The organism is Breoghania sp. JC706, from assembly GCF_037026715.1.
GTDB lineage: Bacteria > Pseudomonadota > Alphaproteobacteria > Rhizobiales > Stappiaceae > Breoghania.
In genome coordinates this window covers 434604-454724 of the sequence record NZ_JBANCG010000006.1, presented here as the reverse complement: position 1 = coordinate 454724, position 20121 = coordinate 434604, and the positions used below count along the sequence as shown (strand labels likewise).

The window sequence follows — 20121 nt, the reverse complement described above, 5'->3', positions numbered from 1 at the left end:
TGCCGGCATCTACATTCTCACACGCGCCCACTCTCGTGGAATTATAGATTTTTCTTCTAATTTCTCGTTGAGCACGCTTGTCCTTTTTGGGTGCGAATGTCAATTCAATCCTCATCGCTTCACCGAGGAGATCCTCATGCTGTTCCCGTTCAAGAGCATCCTTGCGGCACTCGCCGCGGTTGCCGTTTCCGCAACGGCGACGCTGGCCACCCCTGTTCTCAAGCCGCTCGTCACGGTCGACTGGCTGAAGGACCACATCGGCGACGAGGACCTCGTCGTCCTCGACATCCGCCCGGCCAGCGCGGACGACAAGACCGCCGCCTACGAGGGCGGACATGTTCCCGGCGCGATCTCGGCGCCCTACCCCGGCGCGTGGCGGGCGAAACGCGATGGAGTGCCCGCACAGATGCCGAGCGTCGAGGCGCTCGAGGCCTATCTTGGCGGCATCGGCGTGACGAACGGCAAGGCCGTCGTCGTGGTCCCCAGCGGCAAGTCCAGCTCGGACTTTTCCGCCGGCACCCGCGTCTACTGGACGTTGAAGGAGCTGGGCCTCGACAACCTCGCCGTTCTGGACGGCGGCACACGGGCCTGGACGGAGGCCGATCTCGACCTCTCAACGAACAAGGTCGCCCCGACACCGGAGAAATTCACCGCCGCACCCAATCCGGAGATCATCATCTCCACCGACGAGGTGGCCGAGGATCTGGGGACGAAGACGGTTCTGCTGGATGCGCGGCCGGAGGCCTTTTTCACGGGGGAGACCCAGCACAAGCTGGCGCCGCGTCCGGGGCGACTGCCCGGGGCCGTCAGCCTCGACCAGGACACGTTCTTCGATGCTTCGACCGGAAAGCTGAAGCCGAAGGCGGAGCTTTCGTTGATCGCCAGCGCGAAAGTCGGCGATCCCCAGGCCGATATCGTCTCCTACTGCAACACCGGCCACTGGGCGTCGGCCAACTGGTTCGTGCTGCACGAACTGCTCGGCTACAGGCACGTCAAGCTCTACGACGCCTCGATGGTGGGCTGGACGATGGACCCGAAGCGCCCTGTCGATCTCGGCGCGCCGAACAAGAGCTGAACGAGAAAAGCGGGCGTCTCGAAGGAAGGGCGCGAGCGGATCCCCTCCCTCGCCTCGCCCCCTTCCGCCAGGCCGTGAACCGATCTAGCCGATCTGGCCGCGATGGCGCAGGAAATGGTCGGCGAGCACGCAGGCCATCATCGCCTCGCCGACGGGAACGGCGCGAATTCCGACGCAGGGGTCGTGGCGGCCCTTCGTCATCACGTCGACCTCCTCGCCCGTGCGCGTGATCGAGTGGCGGGGCGTGAGGATGGACGATGTCGGCTTGACGGCAAAGCGCACCACCACCGGCTCGCCCGACGAAATGCCGCCCAGAACGCCGCCGGCGTTGTTCGACAGGAAGATCGGCGTTTCGCCCTGCCCGATGCGCATCTCGTCGGCGTTCTCCTCGCCGGTGAGCGACGCGGCCGCAAAGCCGTTGCCGATCTCCACGCCCTTGACCGCATTGATCGACATCATCGCCGCCGCAAGGTCCGCATCGAGCTTGCCGTAGATCGGCGCGCCAAGGCCGACCGGCACGTTTTCGGCCACGACCTCAACCACGGCGCCGATGGAGGACCCGGCCTTGCGGATGCCGTCCAGATAATCCGCCCACTCGGCCGCTGCCACAGGATCGGGACAGAAGAACGGGTTGTTGTCGATCTCCGCCCAGTCCCAACGGCTGCGGTCGATCTTGTGCGGGCCCATCTGCACCAGCGCCCCGCGAATGCGGATGCCGGGGATCACCTTGCGCGCCACGCCGCCGGCCGCCACCCGCATGGCCGTCTCGCGCGCCGAGGAACGCCCGCCGCCGCGATAGTCGCGGATGCCGTACTTGGCGTCATAGGTGTAGTCGGCGTGACCGGGGCGGAAGCGTTCCTTGATCTCGGAATAATCCTTGGAGCGCTGGTCGACATTGGTGATCTCGAGCGAGATCGGAGTGCCGGTGGTCTTCTGGACGCCGTCCTCGTCGACCATGACGCCGGAAAGGATACGGACCCCGTCCGGCTCGCGGCGCTGGGTCGTGTATTTCGACTGGCCGGGCTTGCGCTTTTCCAGCCAGCCCTGCAGGTCCGCCTCGGTAAGCGGGATCAGCGGAGGACAGCCATCGACCACGCAGCCGATCGCGGGTCCGTGGCTCTCGCCCCAAGTGGTGACGCGGAAGAGGTGACCGAAGGTGTTGTGCGACATGGGGCCCCGGATGATTGCTTGCGTGGGGCGGTTCTAGTCGCTCGCCGGGAAGATGAAAAGGGGCGACCGGCGCGCTGCGGCCGCAATGGCGGCGCTTGACGACGGCGGCCATTGCGGCATATGAGCGGGCGCCCCGCCGGGATGCCTTGCCGACTGCCCGGAAGCGCCACGCCCCGAAGCTGCCACGGAGAGGTCCGCCTTGCAGCCTGTCAGCGATCTCGCCCCCAAGGTCTCGCTTGGCCAATCGGTCCGCTTCGTCCTCTTCGTCAACGGACTTCTCCTGTTGCTGCTGGCCGCGGCCATGCTGGTGCCGATGCTCGTCGACCTGGCGACCGACAGCACCGACTGGCATGTGTTCGCCCTGTCGGCGATGGTGACGTGCTTCGTCGGCGCGGCGCTGGTCACCGCTTTGCGCCAGAACAATCCCGTCATCGAGATGCGCGCGGGTTTCCTGCTTACGGTGACGAGCTGGACGATCCTGTGCGCGTTCGCGACGCTGCCGCTGACCTTTTCCTCGCTGCACCTGAGCTTCACGGACGCGTTCTTCGAGACCATGTCCGCACTGACGACGACGGGCTCGACCGTGCTGTCCGGCCTCGACACCATGCCCTGGGGGCTGCTGCTGTGGCGCTCGCTGCTGCAATGGCTCGGCGGCATCGGCATCGTCGTCATGGCGATCGTCATCCTGCCGTTCCTGCGCATCGGCGGCATGCAGCTCTTCCGCACCGAGTCCTCCGACATCTCGGGAAAGCCGGTGGCGCGGGTGGTGCAGATGACGGAGCTGACGATCGCCGTCTATGTCGGGCTGACGGCGGCGTGTGCGATCGGCTTCATCGTCGCCGGCATGCCGAGCTTCGACGCCATCAACCACGCGATGACGACGATCGCCACGGGCGGGCTATCGGTCAAGGACGCATCGCTCGGCTATTACAACTCCTTGCCGATCGAGCTCATCGCGATCGTCTTCATGACGGCCGGCGCGCTGCCGCTGATCTGGTATGCGGAACTTCTGCGCGACCGCAGCCGCGCGATGCAGGAACGGCAGGTCCGCGTGTTCCTGTTGGTGCTCGCCGTCGCCATCGTCGTCATGACGGCGTGGAACATGTCCGCCAACGCCATGGACATCCGCATGGCGCTGCGCCTGTCGGCCTTCAACGTCACGTCGGTCCTCACCGATACCGGCTTTGCCACCACCGACTTCTCCGCCTGGGGCGGGTTCGCCGTCGGGCTGTTCTTCCTGCTGATGCTGGTCGGCGGATGCGCCGGGTCCACCGCGGGCTCCATCAAGATCTTCCGCTGGCAGATCCTGTTCTCCAGCCTTACGGCGCAGTTGCGGCAGATGCCCTCGCCGCACCGGGTGGTGGTCACGCGCTACGGCGGCAGGACGGTCGATAGCGACATGGTCGACGGCGTGCGCAACTTCTTCTTCATGTACGTGATCACGCTGCTGGTGCTGTCGCTGGGCGTGATGGCGACGGGGACCGACTTTCTCTCCGCCTCAAGCGCGGTCGCCCAGGCGATGGCCAACGCCGGACCCGGGCTCTCTCCGGCAATCGGTCCGGCCGGCAACTTCGCCGGGCTCACCGACACGGCGAAATGGCTGCTGGCGCTCGCCATGCTGCTGGGACGGCTGGAGCTCTCCACCGTCTACGTGCTGCTTCTCGTGGATTACTGGCGGCGCTGAGGCGGGCGCGCCTCCGGCCGGCTCAGCGATAGAAGGCCGGCACCAGAAGCACGAACACGGTCATGATTTCCAGCCGGCCGATGAGCATGGCCGCCGACAGGATCCATTTCGCGGCATCGGGCAGCGAGGCGAAATTGCCGGCGGGTCCCACCACCGGACCGATCCCGGGCCCGACGTTCGAGAGCGCGGTGATCGAGCCGGAAAGCGCCGTCATGGGATCGACGCCGGCCAGCTGCAGCAGCAGCGCGACGCCCAGCCAGGTCGCGATATAGAGAAAGAAGAAGACGCAGACCGAGGCCGTTTCCTCGTCTGACAGGACGCGTGCGCCGTAGCGTGGCACGACGATGGCGTGCGGGAAGCTCTGGCGCGTCATCAGTTGGCTGATCATGCGGCCGAGCACCTGGAAGCGGAAGATCTTGATGCCGCCGGCTGTCGATCCGGTGCAACCGCCCACGAAGGTGAGCAGGAAGAACATGCCGGCCACCGGCGTGCCCCAGGTCAGATAGTCCTGGCTCGCGTACCCCGTGGTGGTGACGACGGAGACGACGTTGAAAGCCGATTGCGTCAGGGCCGTGGCAAAGGGGATGCCGTCGACGGCGACGAGCCAGATGGCGATGGCGAAGGATGTGACGGCGAGGAACGACAGGAACCCGACAACCTGCGTTTCCACCCGGCTGGAGGGCTGGGCGCGCCGGGCCAGGCGCACGTAGGTCAGGAACGGAATGCCCGAGGCCGCCATGAAGAACACCGAGGCCCAGTCGATGAAGGCGCTGTCGAAATAGCCCATCGAGGCATCGTGGGTGGAAAAGCCGCCGGTGCACACGGTGGTGAAGGCGTGGTTCAGCGCGTCGAACCAGCTCATGCCGCCGACCCGGTAGGCGAGGATGCAGGCACCCGTGATCAGCATGTAGATGGCGAAGATCGCGAAGGCGAGCTGGCCGGAGCGGTAGAAGAGCTTTTCCGACCGGTCGGAGGATTCAAGCTTGAAGAGCTGCATGCCGCCGAGCCGGAGAAAGGGAAAGATCACCAGCGCCATGCCGATGATGCCGATGCCGCCGACCCATTGCATGATCGAACGCCACAGGAGGACGGTCTCGGGTTGCTCGTCCAGCCCGCTCATGACCGTGGAGCCGGTGGTGGTGATGGCCGACACCGTCTCGAAATAAGCGTCGGCGACCGACAGCCCGTCGGGCGACAGCATCAGCGGCACGGCGGCGACGAAGGGCACCACCACCCAGGCCATCGTGACGAACAGCACGGCCTGGCGGAAATCCATTCCATAGCGGGTCGGCGCGAAGGTGACGATGATCGCCACGCCGAGCATGAACGTGCCCACGGAGGAGACGAGAAAGGCCTGGGTCTCGCCATCGAGCAGCGAGACCGACACCATCACCAGCAGCATCTCGGCGAGCGCGATCACGATCAGCAGCCAGCCGATCGGAAAGATCACCAGGTTTCGGCGATCGGCGGCCGATTGGGCTTTCGCAGTCACGCCATGTTCCGTCACAAAGGGGGCTCTTCGCGGGATCTTAAGAGGTGCCGGGCGCCGATCGGGGCAACCGTTTCGAACCGGGTCGAGGATCTTTTCGCAACGGCTGCAACCGAACGTTCGCCGCCGTTCCCGGCCCCCGTCGAATAGACCATTTTGCGCCTGTGCGAAAGCACTTGACGAAATCGCGAACATGGATGAAATGGCGAACGTCCCGTTCGGCCAAGCACGTGCCCGGCCGACCTGCCCGCAATACGGTCAAGGTCCGCCGCAGCGCCCAGAAGACGCCCGGAGGCGGCGCAACCGACGGGGCGTTCGTCAGCAACATTTTCGCAGGCCGGAACCAACGGCCTTCTATCAAGGAATACCCCGATGGCTTCCTTTGTCCGGGCAGCGCTCGCGCTCGCCTTCATGACGTTCGCCTCCGTGTCCGCCTTCGCAGACGAGGCGCGTGGCAAGATCGCGTCGATCGATCCCGAAAACTATGTGCTGGTGCTCGACGGCAACCGCACCTTCGCCATCCCCGAGGAGTTCTACGTCGAGGATCTGGAGCCCGGCATGACGGTCGTGATCCAGTACGAGGTCGTGGAAGGCGAGAACGTCATCACCGATCTGGAGATCGGCGAATAGGCGCATCGCAAATCCGCGCGCCGCAAGAGACGGGCATTCAGAGCCAGGTTCCGAGCCGGCCCTGCACGATGAGGACGCGGTCCTGATCGATCGGCCGCATCGGCACGCAGCTTGACGGCGCCTGGAAGACGAGCCCGCGCAACACCCTGAGGACGCCGCCATGGGTCACCACGACGGCGTCTTTCTTTACCGTCGGGAGCCAGTCGGCGATGCGCCGCGACAGGCATTGGTAGCTCTCGCCGCCCGGCGGCACGAAGCCCCACTTGTCGGCCCGGCGCGCCCGGACAGAAGCCCTGTCGCGCGCCTTCAGTTCCGGCATGGTGAAGCCTTCCCATTCGCCGAAGGTCAGTTCCTTCAACACATCGTGGCGCTCGAAGGCATCGGGATCGAGGCCGAGTTCCGCACGCACCAGCCGCATCGTCTCGCAGGTCCGCCGCATCGGCGAGGCGAGATAGGCGAAGCTTTCCGGATCGCGCCCGGCGGCCTCGAAATAGGCCCGCACCGTGCGACCGTTGCGGCGCGCCTGGGCACGGCCCCGGTCGCTTATGTCGATCTCGCGCTGGCCCTGAAGGCGGCCTTCGACGTTCCATGGCGTTTCGCCGTGGCGAATGAAGATCATCGTGAACGACATGAGCGGTCCGTTGAAGGCAGGCAGGGGGAGACGTCCGCGCAGACTATGGCCGCCCCGATGGCTGCGGGCAAGCCGCGAGAGATCAAAACCGTCCACGGGCGCGACTGGTCGGCTGCGGACACACCGGGCGCCCGACGAAAAGCGGGGGAGACGAGCGTGCGGCCCGCCTCCCCCGTTTTGCGCATTTGTCTTCCCGGCCCGCCCTTGTCAGGCGGCGCGGACGGTCTTGAGGAACTCGTCCATCACCCGACGCAGGGTGGTCGACTGCGACCCCAGTTCATCAACCGCGGCCTGGACTTCGCTGGCCGCGCTGGTGGCATCGGAGGCAGCGGCGTTGATGCCGCGGATGTTCTCCGACACCTGCGAGGAACCTTCGGAAGCCTGCACCACGGAGTGGGAAATCTCCTGGGTGGCCGTACCCTGTTCGGACACCGCATCGGCGATGGCCGCGGAGACCTGGTTGATCCGCTCGATCACTTCCGTAATGCCGACGATGGCGGTTGCGGAGGACTGGGTGGAGTTCTGGATCTCGCCGATCTGCGTGGCGATCTCCGAAGTTGCCTTGGAGGTCTGCTCGGCCAGTTGCTTGACCTCGGCCGCGACGACCGCAAAGCCCTTGCCGGCCTCTCCCGCACGCGCCGCCTCGATGGTCGCGTTCAGTGCCAGCAGGTTGGTCTGGTTCGCGATCGTGTCGATCAGGTCGATCACGTCACCGATGCGCGTGGCGGCGCTGGACAGTTCGCGCACCTTCTCCGCCGTGCTTTCCGCATCCGTCGCCGCCAGCCCGACGATCCGCGCGGATTCGTCCACCTGACGCTTGATCTCGCCGATGGAAGCCGACAGCTCCTCCGCCGCGGAGGCCACAGTCTGCACATTGCTGGAGGCCTCGCTGGAGGCGGCGGATGCCGATTCGGATTCCGCCACGACCTTCTTCGTGACAGAATTCATGACGCCGGAGGCCCCCTTCAGCTTGTCGGCCGCCCCGACAACGCCCGTGACGACAGCCGCCATCGAGCGTTCGAATTCGTCAGCCAGCCGCATCATGGTGCTGCGGCGTTCTTCTTCCTGTCGGGCCCGGTTGGCCGCGTCCGCCTCGGCCTTGTTTCTCGCCTCCTCTTCGGCCGCGACGCGGATCTGGTCCACGGCACGGGCGATGTCGCCAATCTCGTCGCGTCGGTCGGCGCCGGCGATCTCGTCCAGCGTCTCTCCGGTCGCCAGCTTGCGCAAAGCGGCGGTGAGGCGCGTGATGGGCTGAGAAATGCCGCGGGCGAGGAAGGCCATGCACACGGTGGCAACCAACGCGATCACAAGACCGGTGATCACCTGCCAGCTCACTTCGTTGGAACTGCGTTCGCTGAGCGAATTGGAGAGCGCGGTGGCATCCGCCATCACGACCGAGCGGGGAACCGTGATCAGCACCGACCAGGCCTGCCCGGTGCGGCCAAGTGCAACGGGGGAAAAGACCTGGAGCATGTCGGTATTCGGATCGAGCTGAACCGTCGCCGTGCCGTTGCGCAGAATGTCCTGTTGCTTCGCAGCCTCCGGATCCACCTGATCGAGCGGCCCGCCAACGGCTGCAGGCATCTGCGAGGAGGCGACGACGAGGCCGGTGCTGGTGACGATCGTCACATCGCCCTGCCCGTTGTAGACGCGCTGCTTCACCTCCTCGGCGAGCGTCTGCACGAAATCGAGATTGAAATCGGCGCCGGCAACACCGGCGAACTTGCCGTCGATCATGATCGGCACGGACAGGGTCGCCAGATAGACTGACTTGCCCTGAACGATATAGGGCAGAGGCGCCAGAACGCTTTCCTTGCCTGTGGTCTGCGGTCCGATGAACCAGCCACCCTTCATCACCCCGTTGGGATGGAGGGCGGTGCTGTCGTATTCGACCAGCGGCTGCAACGCGATCTTGCCATCCGCATCGCGCGTCCAGTACGGCAGGGCGCGACCGGTATCATCAGAGCCGACGCTGTTGTTGCCGACGAAGGCCGCATCGTTGCCGTCGAGCGCGTTCGGCATCCAGGCGCTGTAAGTCCCGTTGAAACGCGGATTGTCCTTCAGCACGCCGAGCAGAATCGCATTCAGCTGCGCGCGCCGCTTGTCGGGTGCGGTGGCATCCGAACCGTCGCCAGCCACAACCTCCAGCGCCCGCGCCATATTGCGCGCGGCGTTGAATGCGGCGCTCACCTCCGTCTCGATCACACTCGCCTGGGAAGCTGCCAGACGCTGCAAGGATTCCCGACTGCTGGCGTCGAGAAGTTTCTCCACATTCGTCTCGACGTAACGGGCGGTCCGGTCCACCGAGAAGATGCTGAAGCCCACCAAGGCTCCGATTGCGGCCAGGACGCAAACGGTCGAAACAGCGACGATCTTCACTTTCACGGAATGCAGGTTCATGCGGAGGTCCCTATAGAGCCAACGGTGAGCAGTCGGCGTTCAGACACGTTTCACTCACAAGCCGCTTGCGAGCAGAGAATTCCCCTCAGTACCCTTGTAATTTTCCGGCATTAAATATTCATTACTTCAGGATATACGTATAACCACTATTATTCGTGAGATTTATTTGAACAATTAAAATTAAGACACCCACTCTTACGCCGACATTTTGCACCACAGCTAAAACGCACGAGGGACGCGATCGGAATGCGCCCCCGAGACAACCGCGTGGCGCAAAAAAACAAAAGGCCCCGTTGCCGGACGGACGTGTCCGGCAACGGGGCCTCAAACTGCACTAATGGATGATACCGACATGCGATGCGACTGCGCGGGCAATGGCCGCGCAGCACTAAAAGCAGGCCGGTGCCCGGATTACACTGTGGTGATATCGGGCGCGTCGACGTTCTTCATGCCGACGACGTGGTAGCCGGAATCGACGTGCGTCACCTCGCCCGTGATGCCACGCGCAAGGTCGGACACCAGGAACATCGCGGCATCGCCGACCTCGTCGATCGTCGTGTTGCGACGCAGCGGCGAGTTGTACTCGTTCCACTTCAGAATGTAGCGGAAATCGCCGATGCCCGAAGCCGCGAGCGTCTTGATCGGGCCTGCCGAAATGGCGTTGACGCGGACGTTGCTGGGACCGAGGTCGACCGCCAGATAGCGCACGCTCGCCTCCAGCGCCGCCTTGGCGACGCCCATGACGTTGTAGTTCGGCATGACGCGCTCGGCGCCGAAATAGGTCAGCGTCAGGATCGCGCCGCCATCTGTCATCAGCTTTTCCGCCCGCCGCGCGATCGTTGTCAGCGAATAGCAGGAGATCAGCATCGTCTTGGAGAAGTTCTCCGGCGTCGTGTCGACGTAGCGGCCGGTCAGTTCGTCCTTGTCGGAAAAGGCGATGGCATGGACCAGAAAATCGATCTTGCCCCACTGCTTCTCGACCTCGGCAAAGACCGCGTCGATCGTCGTCTCGTCGGTGACGTCGCAATGCCCGACCACGATTCCGTCGAGTTCGGCCGCAAGCGGCTCGACACGCTTCTTCAGGGCATCGCCCTGGTAGGTGAACGCGAGTTCCGCACCGGCATCCTTCAACGCCTTCGCGATACCCCAGGCAATTGACCGATTGTTTGCAATGCCCATGATCAGGCCGCGCTTGCCCTTCATCAGTCCGCCTGTTTCCGCCATCGTCATCCCCTAAAACCAAAGCCCCAACATTGCCCGCGCGCACCATACGAACGCGGAGTTGGGGCCGGCCTCCTATGGCACAGGCCCCTTGAAGCTTCAAGACGCCCAAGTCGATGTTGGCAAAATCCGTTCACGGCTTTAAACGACGGGTAAGCCTTCTTTGTAGCGCTCCAAACTCGCATCGAGACCGCGCCAGATGACAAACAGCCCTGCCAGACCTTCCGCCGAACTCATCGCTCGTTTTGCCGCCATCGTCGGCGAAAAGAACGCCCTCACAGCGGAGGCCGATACCGCCTCCTATCTGGTCGAACCGCGCGAACTGTATCCGGGCAAGACCGCGCTTGTGCTGCGGCCCGGCTGCACGCAGGAAGTGTCGGAGATCTTGAAGCTGGCGAACGCGGAGGGCGTCGCCGTCGTGCCGCAGGGGGGCAACACGGGCCTGGTCGGTGGCCAGATCCCCGACGTTTCCGGGGCCCAGGTCATCGTCTCGCTGTCGCGGATGAACCGCATCCGCGAGATCGACGAGACCGGCAACACGATGACTGTGGAGGCCGGCGTGGTGCTGGAGACGATCCATCAGGAGGCGGAAAAGATCGGCCGCCTCTTCCCTCTGACGCTCGGCGCGCAGGGCTCCTGCGAGATCGGCGGCAACCTCTCCACCAACGCCGGCGGCACCGCCGTGCTGGCCTACGGCAACACCCGCGAACTCATTCTCGGAGTGGAGGTCGTGCTGCCCGACGGACGCGTCTGGGAAGGCTTGAGGAAGCTTCGCAAGGACAATACAGGTTACGATCTGAAACAATTGTTTATCGGCGCGGAGGGCACCCTGGGGATCGTCACGGCCGCTGTGCTGAAGCTTTTCCCCGCGCCCAAGGCGCAGGAAGTGGCATTCGCCGGACTGAGCGACCCGGAGGGCGCGCTGAAGCTCTTCAACATGGCACGCGCGCGGGCGGGATCGATGCTAACGGGCTTCGAACTGATGCCGCGGCTGGGCATCGAATTCACGCTGAAGCACCTGGACGGCGCCCGCGATCCGCTGATGGCGCCGCATCCCTGGTACGTGCTGATGGAGCTTTCATCAGGCAGCGACGCTGAAGCCGCGCGCGCGCTGATGGAGCTGATCTTCGAGGACGCGTTCGAACACGGGCTGGTCGATGATGCCGCGCTTGCCGAGAGCTTTGCCCATCGCGAGGCGTTCTGGCGCCTGCGCCACGGCATGTCGGATGTGCAGAAGATGGAAGGCGGCTCGATCAAACACGACGTGTCGGTGCCCGTCGCCCGGATCCCGGAATTTCTGGAACGGGCCACCAGGGCGGTCGAGGACGCGATTCCCGGCTGCCGCCCCTGCCCGTTCGGGCACATGGGCGACGGCAACATCCACTACAACATCTCCCAGCCGGTGGACGGCGACAAGGAGGCGTTCCTGGCGCGCTGGGACGAGGCGAACGCGATCGTCCACGAGATCGTCGCCGAGCTTGGCGGCTCGATCTCGGCCGAGCACGGCATCGGCATCCAGAAACGCCACCTGCTGCCGAAGGTGAAGAGCGACGTCGAACTCGACATGATGCGCGCGCTCAAGGCGACGTTCGATCCGAACGGGATCATGAACCCCGGCAAGATGCTGTAGCCGGGAACCGGGCTCCCCCGGAGGTGGTTGGGGGGGGGCGGCGGCTTTCGCGCCCCGCCTGCCTCCGGGCGCTTCAGCCCTTGCGCGCGAGCACCAGATGCCCCGGCACAGGCGCGCCGTTTTCGGCGCGTACCGTGATCTCGTCCATCGCGATAAGCGTGAAGCCGTGAGCCTCGAGCGTCTCGCGGACATATCCCGGATGCTGGGCATAGCGGCGGCTTTCGCCCAGGACGTAGCGCCGGCCGGCAAACGACGCCTCATCGAGCGTCTCGGTCGAAAACGCGAAGACGCCCGCAGCGTTCAGCCTGTCGGCGGCGCCGGCCACCATCGCCTCGATCGCGCCCAGATAGGGAAAGACATCGGTGGCGACGATCAGGTCCCAGGTCGGGCGGCTATCGTCCTCATCCTCGAATTCCCGCAGGAACTCCACCGCCTCGCCGGTGTAGAGATCCGCATAGACGCCCCGGTCGAAGGCGATCTCGACCATGCGTTCGGACAGGTCGACGCCGGTCATCGCTTCGCAGATATCCGACAGCGCCAGCCCGGAAAGCCCGGTGCCGCAGCCGAGGTCGAGCCCGCGCGGATAGGGCCCGGGGGCGTGAACGCGCAGCGCCTCGCGCAGCAGCAGCGGGACGCAGTAGCCGAGCCGGTCGACGAGGATCTCGTCGAAATCGTCGGCGTGCTGGTCGAAAAGCGTGGCCACGTAGGCATCCGGCATCTTGTCGGGCGCTTCGCCCCGGCCCATCGCGGCAAGACGGATGGTGATACCGCAATGATCGTCCGGATCGATCTCCAGCGCCTCGCGGTAGGCCGCAAGGGCCGCTGCCAGATCCCCCTCCCTTTCAAGCTGCAGGCCGCGATTGTAGGCCTCCGCCAGTGCCTCTTCGTCGAAATCGTCCATCATCCATGCCTTTTGACGGCCGGTTCCGGATCAGCCCGGCACCGCGGCGCCGTGATACGCACAGGCGCGCGCCCGGCGCAAGCGCGCCGAGCCCCGGCGCCGGCCGCGACAACGCTCAGAAGAGATCGAACTGATCGTCATTGTCGCCCGCCTTGCCGCCGGAGGAGCGACTGCCGCCCGGCGCCCTTTTCGGCTTCGGACGGGCCGTCTCGCCCGCCGGGCGGGCACCGCGGGAGGACAGCGCAGGTTCATCCACCGGTCTGTGCAGATCCGCATCGTCGTTTGCGACCGCATTGACGCGTGTGGAGACGGGCACGGCGTGGAAGAGATCGTCCGGCGGCGGGACGAGCAGATCCTTCACGTGGCGCGGCTCGGTATGGGCGATGTCGAGCCAGCGCTCGAAGTCTTCTGGCGCGATCACCACGGGCATGCGGTTATGGATCGGTGCCAGCGTGGCATTGGCATTCGTGGTGAGGATGGCGGCGGTATCGACCTGGCTGCCGTCCGTCCCCGACCAGTCGGACCACAGACCCGCGAAGGCGACGACCCCGCCGTCCTTCGGCGCGATCCAGTAGGGCTGCTTGGGCCCGTCGCCCATCTTGCGCCATTCATAAAAGCCGCTTGCGGGAATCAGACAGCGCGCATGGCGCATGGAGGTGCGGAAAGCCGGTTTTTCCGCCGCCGTCTCCGCGCGCGCGTTGATCAGCAGCGAGAATTGCGATGGGTCCTTAACCCAGCCCGGCACAAGCCCCCAGCGCACCAGCGCGAAACGCCGCTCGCCCTGCTCCAGACGGACGATCGCGATGGGTTGCGTGGGCGCGATATTGTAGCGCGGGGGGAAGTTCGGCCGGTCGCCATAAGCGAACAGCATCCGCAATTCTTCCGGGGTCGCAGTCAGGCTGAAACGTCCACACACTATGCTTTTTTCCTGATGGCTGAAGGTAAGCAATTGGCAAGACACTCTTTATAGAATCTTGTCGATTTCTAGAAGGAAAACACCAGTGATGCTGGACGAACGCGAGACGATCGGACACGGCGATCTCAGCCACGACAAGCTGGTGGAGGCCAACATAAATCCCAAGACCGGTCTGGCCACCGACTATCTGAATCATTTCAACGAAGTGGTGATGCTGCTGGAGCTTTTGTCGGACATGCCGGAGTGCATGGCCGACGTTCTGGCCTGGCAGCCGCTGAGCTATGCCGACCACTTCATGAATTCCAATTTCGCCGCCAAGGAACTGGCGGTGCGGGCCTACAACGCCGCGCCGATCGCCGAACGCGGCACCTTCGACACGCTGACGGCGGAGATCAATTCCGAAGTGCACATGGCGCAATGCGCGCTCGAGGATGCCGACCCGGACCGGATCGGCGACATCGCCAGCGAAGCGGCGGAACGCGTGAAGCCGCTGATCGCGGAAGCCGGCGGCGTGATCCACGGCCACGACACGACACCGTCGTCCGACGGCGACGCGGAAAGCGAATCCTCGCAGGCAGATATCGACGCGCTGTTCGCCTGACGGCGCCGAACGCCCTGGGCGGCACGGGCAGCACTGGCTGCACGGGCTCCGCCCGGCCCTTTTCTTCCAGCTTGCACGCGGTGTCGCGCGCGACCATTATCCCGCCATGACAACGCCGCTTCGCGGGGCTCGCGCCCTCCTCATTGCCGTTCTTGCGCTTTCCGCCCTCGCGGTCACCGCGCGCCCGTCCGCCGCCGCGGATGCGCCGCCTTACGAGGAGAGCCTGCTCCGCCTTTCGGAACTGCTCGGGTCCATCCACTATCTGCGCGCGCTTTGCGGCGCACAGGACGGCAGCCGCTGGCGCGACGAGATGAACGCGCTGGTGGCGGCGGAGGGAACCGACGAGGACCGGCGGCGCAAACTGGTGGAACGCTTCAACCGCGGCTACCGGGCATTCGCATCTGTTTACCGTGAATGCACCCCCTCAGCGCGGCGCGCGGTGGAAACCTACATGGCGGAAGGGGCGGAACTGTCCGCCGAAATCAGCGCCCGCTACAGCCGCTGAGCCGAAACGCCCTTCAACGCCGGCCTCCAACTCGTTGATTCGGCGCATCCTTTGCGGTGAGCTGTGGAGCTTCTCCATTGGCGATCGCCAATGCCTTGTTTTACCGGCTATATTTCCTTCGCTCCGTTGCGGAAGACGTGCCGTCGCGGGACAGAAGGTTAACCTTTCCTGTTGAATCTTTCATTAGTTATTAACACTTGCTCAACCTTACCGATGTTCCGACCGCCAAGACGTGTTACCTTCTGATTCGGATCGAAGGCACATCAAAGGATGTTCCGCGGTTCCGCAGCGGTGGCAGATCTTTATGATTATTGACGAAAAAGACGAGATCCTGAGCGAAGAAGCAGAAGACGGCATTCGTCCCGAGGACGAGCGGCGTCTTGCGATGAGCTACATCAGCGATGCGTGGGCGGACGCGATCGCCGATGGCGTCGACGCGGACGCGGTGGCTCACGCCGCGCTCTTTACCGCGCTGATCGATCTCGTCGCGGCCTATGGCGAGACGGCGGTCGCCGAACTGGCCGAAGGGTTGCCGCGCCGTATTCTGGAAGGCGAATACACCGTCAACCGGACGCTGCAATAGCCGACGCGACGACAGGCTTGCGTGGCGCGCGTCGATAGCGCGCCGCGAATCGCGATGTCCGGCGAGGACGCGTCGCGCTTGTTTTGCCTCGTCGGCACAGTGATACATCAACTTCTTGCGGATCAGCCGACACGTTCGTAAAGGGCGCTCGCCAGAATTGCGATGCCGAAGAGCATCAGCAGCCCGCCGGCGCCCAGGTTGATGCGGTCGAGCCAGCGGTCGTTCAAGTGACCGCGCACTCGGGTGACCAGCGCCGCCACCCCCGCCCACCAGACCAGCGCCCCGACAGCGACGCCTGCCACCAGCATAAGCGCGCCGGGATAATCGTCGTGATCGGGCGTCAGATCACCGAGCGATCCGAAGATCGCCACGAACCCCAGAACCGCCCCTGGATTGGTCAGCGTCATCGCGAAGGCCGCGAGCAGGCCCGGCAGGAAGCCCGTCCCCACCTCGCCGCGCGGCCTGACTTCGGCATCGAGGTGCGGATGGGTGCGCACCGTCAGCCAGCCGAACCCGACCAGCAGAAGTCCGCCGACCGCCTGGATCGCAAATCTGTGGCCGGACAGGAAATGGGCAATCGTGGAAACGCCGAAGGCGGCAATCGCGGCGTAGAGGGTGTCGGCGAGAACCGCACCGATACCGGCGGCGAGAGCCGAACCGAAGCCATGCCGGAAGGCGCGCTGTATCGTCATCAGGTTGACCGGTCCGACGGGGGCGGAGACGATCAGGCCAATCCCGATACCGGTGACGAAAAACAACAAGCCCTGCTCCTCCGGTCGTCGTTCAGCCGATGGCACTCAAATCCGACGCGCCCGAGCGAGGAAAACCGAGCGGCGTTTCGGGCGACGTTCAAGCGTCGCGCCGTCTCGCGTCGCATGCGACGCAACGCACCCGGCAGGGCTCGCCGTGCGGTGTCAGCCATACGCAATTCGCTTTTGCGGGGCAACTGCGGCGCAACCGCGCCATCGGGGCCTTGCGTTCCTTTTTCCCCACCTGCCGCGCGTGTTGAGCCGATGGCGGCTGCGACGTCATTGAACGGCCGCGATGGCGGGCGCATAGTGCGCCGCCCACCGGACCAAAGGCGCACCGGTGCCAAGACAACGCATTTGATCGGGAGATCTTCCATGGCGACACCCTTTCCGGGCCCGCGTACGGCGCTGGCGGTGCTCGCGGCGGCGGTCCTCCTTGCCGCTCCCGCCGAGGCCGCAAAAGTGACGACGGAGCGCATCCCGGTTCCCGACGCGGAGCAGGCCGCCCCTCCCGGCCTGACGATCCAGTTTCGCGACATGCAGCCGGATGCCGCGAGCGACGACAGCGCACAACCCGCGCCGGAGGAAAAGACCACGCCGGACGAGGAGACCAGCACCGCGCCGCTTCCCGAGATCCATTACGGCACGGCCGATCTGCCGAAGCCGGTGATGCGGCTGCGCGAGCAGATCCTGGAGGCGGCGCGCTCGGGCGATCTGGAGCGGCTGCGCCCCGTGCTGGAATCGAACGAGATGCCGCCGACCCTGTCGCTGACGCAGATCGACGACCCGATCGATTTTCTCAAGCAGGCCTCCGGCGACCCGAACGGGCGCGAGGTGCTCGCCATCCTGTCGGAAATCCTGGAAGCGGGCTGGGTGCATGTGGATGTCGGCACGCCGCAGGAAATGTATATCTGGCCCTATTTCGCGCGCTATCCGCTCGCCAGGCTGACGCCGCCGCAGGAGGTGGAGCTTTATCGCATCCTGACGGCCGCGGACGTGGAAGAAATGCAGGATTTCGGGGCCTACATCTTCTACCGCGTCGGCATCGGCCCGGACGGAACATGGCATTATTTCGTGGCGGGCGACTAGGGACCGTCGCAAGCCCGGCACGGGCCGCCCCGCAACCGGCAGAACCGGGGCAGCCCCGCGGCATCGCCTTGTCCGGCCGGTCCCCATCCCCTATTTCGCCCTGAAGACCATCGCCATCTTTCCGGAGCCGTTTCATGACCGCCTGTCTCTGCCCTCTTCCTTCGCGTGCCGTGGTAAGGATCGGTGGCGAGGGAGCGGAGCACTTCCTGCAAGGACTGCTTACCTGCGATGTGGCGACGCTCGCCGTTGGCGCCGCGCGCTACGGCGCGCTGCTGACACCGCAGGGCAAGATCCTGTTCGACTTTCTCGTCGAACGCCGCGAGGACGGGTTCCTCTTCGATCTGCCGGCAAGCCTCGTCGCCGACTTCGTCAAGCGCATGACGCTCTACAAGCTGCGCGCGAAGGTGGAGATCGAGAACCTTTCCGACAGCCACCAGGCGCTGGCGATCTGGGGCGCCGGCGAGCGGCCCGACGGCGCCTTCGACGATCCGCGCCATCCCGCGCTCGGCTACCGGCTGATCCTGCCGCAAGATGCGGACCTGCCGGGCGGTTTCGTACAGGCCGACGAGGCGGCCTGGCAGGCGCACCGCATCGGGCTTGCGATCCCCGAGGGCGGTCTCGATTTCGAGTATGGGCAGACCTTCCCGCACGATGCCGACATGGATCAGCTTTCAGGCGTTGCCTTCGACAAGGGGTGCTATGTGGGCCAGGAGGTCGTCTCGCGCATGCGCCATCGCGGCACGGCGCGACGGCGGATCATCGAGGTGAGCGCGGCCGATGACCTACCGGAGCCGGGCAGCGACATCGTTGCGGCCGGCAAGGCGGCCGGGACGCTCGGCTCTGTCGCAGGCCGGCACGGGCTGGCGCTCGTGCGCATCGACCGGGTGGGCGCGGCCCTGAAAACCGGCGCGCCCATCACCGTCGGCGACCTCGCCGTCAATCCGAAGATCCCCGACTGGGCACAGTTCGACTGGCCGGCGGAGGCTACCGCCAACGAGGCCGGCGCATGAGGAACCGCTGACGCATGGCCCCGGACAAGGCCGGAAATTCCCCCCGCGCCTGGCAGCGCATGCTGTCGGGCCGCAGGCTCGACCTTCTCGATCCCTCGCCGCTCGACGTGGAGATATCCGACATCGCGCACGGACTTGCCCGCGTCGCCCGCTGGAACGGGCAGACGGTGGGCGACCACGCCTTTTCCGTCGCCCAGCACTCCATCGTGGTGGAGGAACTGGCCTGCCGCATGGTGGAGGATCTGGAGCCGAAATGGCGGCTTGCGGTATTGCTGCACGATGCGCCGGAATATGTCATCGGCGACATGATCTCGCCGTTCAAGACGGTGATGGGCGGCGATTACAAGGCGGTGGAGGCGCGTCTGCAGGCGGCGATCCACCTGCGCTTCTCGCTGCCGGCGAAGCTTCCCGAAAGGATAAAGAAGCTCGCCAAGCGTGCCGATATCGTCTGCGCCTATTTCGAGGCGGTGGAGCTTGCGGGCTTCGAGGTCGCGGAGGCCGCGCGCATCTTCGGCCGCCCGCGCGGCTTTTCTCCGCTCGGGCTAAAGCCCTGGCCTGCGGCGGAAGCGCAGACGCGGTTTCTTCAGAGGTTTGCGGAACTGGAAGCGGCCATCGCCAAGGCGTGAACGGGGTTGCGCGCCTACGGCGCGCTGATTTGCTGGATTCCGGATCCGGCCATGCACTTCGTTGCAGACCGCCCAGAATGAGGGGCTTGGCTGGCGTGAAGCTTCCCACACGCTCCCTCATTCCGGACAAGTGAGGCGGCAGCCGAACGCCGATCCGGACTCCAGAAATCAGCGCAGCAAAGCCGCTCCAATTCCAGTTCCTCAGCCCATCTTCACCACGAGCCGGCCGCGCACCTTGCCGTCGAGCAGATCGCTCGCCTTGCCGATGAGGTCGTCGAAGCGGATCTCCGTGCTGATTTCGGTGAGAAGGTTCTTGTCGAGATCCTTCACCAGCCGGTCATAGGCCTCGATGCGACGTGGGATCGGCGCCATCACCGAATCGATGCCGCACAGCGTGACACCGCGCAGGATGAAGGGGGCGACGGATGCCGGCAGGTCCATGCCCTGCGCCAGCCCACAGGCCGCAACTGCGCCGCCATAGCGCGTCTGGGCGAGAACGTTGGCGAGCGTGATGCTGCCCGCCACATCGACGGCGCCGGCCCAGCGCTCCTTGCCGAGCGGTCGGCCGGGAGCGGAAAGCTCGGATCGGTCGATGATCGAGGCGGCGCCGAGGCGCTTGAGGTAGTCTTCCTCCGACGCCTTGCCGGTGGAGGCGATGACCTCGAAGCCGAGGCGCGACAGAAGCGCCGTGGCGACCGAACCGACGCCGCCCGAGGCACCCGTGACGAGCACGGGCCCGGAACCGGGCGTAAGGCCGGCGCGCTCCAGCGCCATGACGCAGAGCATGGCGGTATAACCGGCGGTGCCGATCGCCATCGCCTGCCAGCCGCTCAGGCCTGCGGGCATGGGGATCAGCCAGTCGGAGGAAAGCCGCGCCATGCCGGCATAGGCGCCCATATGCGTCTCGCCGACGCCGAAGCCGTTCAGCAGCACCTTGTCACCGGGCTTGAATTTAGCGCTGTCGGAGGCGACGACCTCGCCGGCCAGATCGATGCCGGGGATCATCGGGAAGGTACGCACGACCGGATTGCGGCCGGTGATCGCCAACGCGTCCTTGTAGTTCATCGTGGTGTAGCTCACCCGGACCGTGACATCGCCTGGCATGAGGTCGTCGAGCGAGATTTCCCTGATTTCAGCCGGGTTCTGCTTTTTCTCGCCTTCGTTGCGGGTGATCCAGATGGCCTTGAAGCGTTCCACGTTGCGCTCTCCCC

Annotated in this window: 19 protein-coding genes; 10 read left to right on the top strand and 9 right to left on the bottom strand. The window is 65.2% G+C overall.

Annotated elements, in window-relative coordinates; genetic code table 11:
* Window positions 1-136: 136 nt before the first annotated feature.
* Complete coding sequence (locus V2L18_RS15195; RefSeq protein ID WP_336179106.1) at window positions 137-1075, top strand: sulfurtransferase; 939 nt, start codon at window positions 137-139, stop codon at window positions 1073-1075.
* Window positions 1076-1159: 84 nt separating this feature from the next.
* Here V2L18_RS15195 and aroC read toward each other — a convergent pair whose 3' ends face one another.
* Window positions 1160-2245, bottom strand: a complete 1086-nt coding sequence (gene aroC / locus V2L18_RS15190; RefSeq protein ID WP_336179105.1) for a chorismate synthase — start codon at window positions 2243-2245, stop codon at window positions 1160-1162.
* Window positions 2246-2444: 199 nt separating this feature from the next.
* On the opposite strand from aroC, the gene V2L18_RS15185 reads away from it, so the two are divergent.
* Window positions 2445-3929, top strand: a complete 1485-nt coding sequence (locus V2L18_RS15185; RefSeq protein WP_336179103.1) for a TrkH family potassium uptake protein — start codon at window positions 2445-2447, stop codon at window positions 3927-3929.
* Between the two features lie 22 nt (window positions 3930-3951).
* On the opposite strand, the gene V2L18_RS15180 is transcribed toward V2L18_RS15185, so the two are convergent.
* The gene (locus V2L18_RS15180) at window positions 3952-5421 is read right to left on the bottom strand and encodes a TrkH family potassium uptake protein (RefSeq protein ID WP_336179102.1); all 1470 of its coding nucleotides are present in this window, start codon (window positions 5419-5421) and stop codon (window positions 3952-3954) included.
* Window positions 5422-5790: 369 nt separating this feature from the next.
* Between V2L18_RS15180 and V2L18_RS15175 the strand changes: the two genes are divergently transcribed.
* Complete coding sequence (locus tag V2L18_RS15175; RefSeq protein WP_336179101.1) at window positions 5791-6048, top strand: DUF1344 domain-containing protein; 258 nt, start codon at window positions 5791-5793, stop codon at window positions 6046-6048.
* 37 nt (window positions 6049-6085) lie between these two features.
* On the opposite strand, the gene V2L18_RS15170 is transcribed toward V2L18_RS15175, so the two are convergent.
* The 3 genes from V2L18_RS15170 to fabI form a co-directional block, all read right to left on the bottom strand.
* Entirely contained in the window at window positions 6086-6679 is a 594-nt protein-coding gene (locus tag V2L18_RS15170; RefSeq protein ID WP_336179100.1) for a histidine phosphatase family protein, read from the bottom strand.
* 207 nt (window positions 6680-6886) lie between these two features.
* Window positions 6887-9079 carry a methyl-accepting chemotaxis protein gene (locus V2L18_RS15165; protein WP_336179099.1) on the bottom strand — a complete coding sequence of 731 codons (2193 nt, stop codon included), beginning with the start codon at window positions 9077-9079 and terminating at the stop codon, window positions 6887-6889.
* A 411-nt stretch (window positions 9080-9490) separates the two neighbouring features.
* A complete protein-coding gene (fabI, locus tag V2L18_RS15160) occupies window positions 9491-10303 on the bottom strand; it encodes an enoyl-ACP reductase FabI (RefSeq protein ID WP_336179098.1) in 813 nt (270 codons plus the stop codon).
* Between the two features lie 196 nt (window positions 10304-10499).
* On the opposite strand from fabI, the gene V2L18_RS15155 reads away from it, so the two are divergent.
* Entirely contained in the window at window positions 10500-11930 is a 1431-nt protein-coding gene (locus tag V2L18_RS15155) for an FAD-binding oxidoreductase (protein ID WP_336179097.1), read from the top strand.
* A 73-nt stretch (window positions 11931-12003) separates the two neighbouring features.
* Here the strand turns inward: V2L18_RS15155 and V2L18_RS15150 are convergent, their stop codons facing one another.
* Entirely contained in the window at window positions 12004-12831 is an 828-nt protein-coding gene (locus tag V2L18_RS15150; protein WP_336179096.1) for a methyltransferase, read from the bottom strand.
* Between the two features lie 115 nt (window positions 12832-12946).
* Window positions 12947-13747, bottom strand: a complete 801-nt coding sequence (locus V2L18_RS15145) for an SOS response-associated peptidase (RefSeq protein ID WP_336179095.1) — start codon at window positions 13745-13747, stop codon at window positions 12947-12949.
* Window positions 13748-13835: 88 nt separating this feature from the next.
* Here V2L18_RS15145 and V2L18_RS15140 point away from each other — a divergent pair, with 88 nt between their 5' ends.
* The 3 genes from V2L18_RS15140 (at window position 13836) to V2L18_RS15130 (ending at window position 15436) form a co-directional block, all read left to right on the top strand.
* Window positions 13836-14348, top strand: coding sequence for a hypothetical protein (locus V2L18_RS15140; protein ID WP_336179094.1), 513 nt, complete (start codon window positions 13836-13838; stop codon window positions 14346-14348).
* A 106-nt stretch (window positions 14349-14454) separates the two neighbouring features.
* Complete coding sequence (locus V2L18_RS15135; protein ID WP_336179093.1) at window positions 14455-14853, top strand: TIGR02301 family protein; 399 nt, start codon at window positions 14455-14457, stop codon at window positions 14851-14853.
* Window positions 14854-15157: 304 nt separating this feature from the next.
* A complete protein-coding gene (locus V2L18_RS15130) occupies window positions 15158-15436 on the top strand; it encodes a hypothetical protein (protein ID WP_336179092.1) in 279 nt (92 codons plus the stop codon).
* 122 nt (window positions 15437-15558) lie between these two features.
* Here the strand turns inward: V2L18_RS15130 and V2L18_RS15125 are convergent, their stop codons facing one another.
* Window positions 15559-16197: a LysE family transporter gene (locus V2L18_RS15125; RefSeq protein WP_336179091.1), complete on the bottom strand. Its 639-nt coding sequence runs from the start codon at window positions 16195-16197 to the stop codon at window positions 15559-15561.
* A gap of 363 nt (window positions 16198-16560) precedes the next feature.
* Here V2L18_RS15125 and V2L18_RS15120 point away from each other — a divergent pair, with 363 nt between their 5' ends.
* From V2L18_RS15120 to V2L18_RS15110, 3 genes are all read left to right on the top strand, one after another.
* Entirely contained in the window at window positions 16561-17274 is a 714-nt protein-coding gene (locus tag V2L18_RS15120; protein ID WP_336179089.1) for a hypothetical protein, read from the top strand.
* Window positions 17275-17408: 134 nt separating this feature from the next.
* The gene (locus V2L18_RS15115) at window positions 17409-18284 is read left to right on the top strand and encodes a folate-binding protein YgfZ (RefSeq protein ID WP_336179088.1); all 876 of its coding nucleotides are present in this window, start codon (window positions 17409-17411) and stop codon (window positions 18282-18284) included.
* Between the two features lie 14 nt (window positions 18285-18298).
* A complete protein-coding gene (locus tag V2L18_RS15110; RefSeq protein ID WP_336179087.1) occupies window positions 18299-18910 on the top strand; it encodes an HD family hydrolase in 612 nt (203 codons plus the stop codon).
* 201 nt (window positions 18911-19111) lie between these two features.
* Here V2L18_RS15110 and V2L18_RS15105 read toward each other — a convergent pair whose 3' ends face one another.
* A complete protein-coding gene (locus V2L18_RS15105; RefSeq protein ID WP_336179086.1) occupies window positions 19112-20107 on the bottom strand; it encodes an MDR family oxidoreductase in 996 nt (331 codons plus the stop codon).
* Window positions 20108-20121 lie beyond the last annotated feature (14 nt).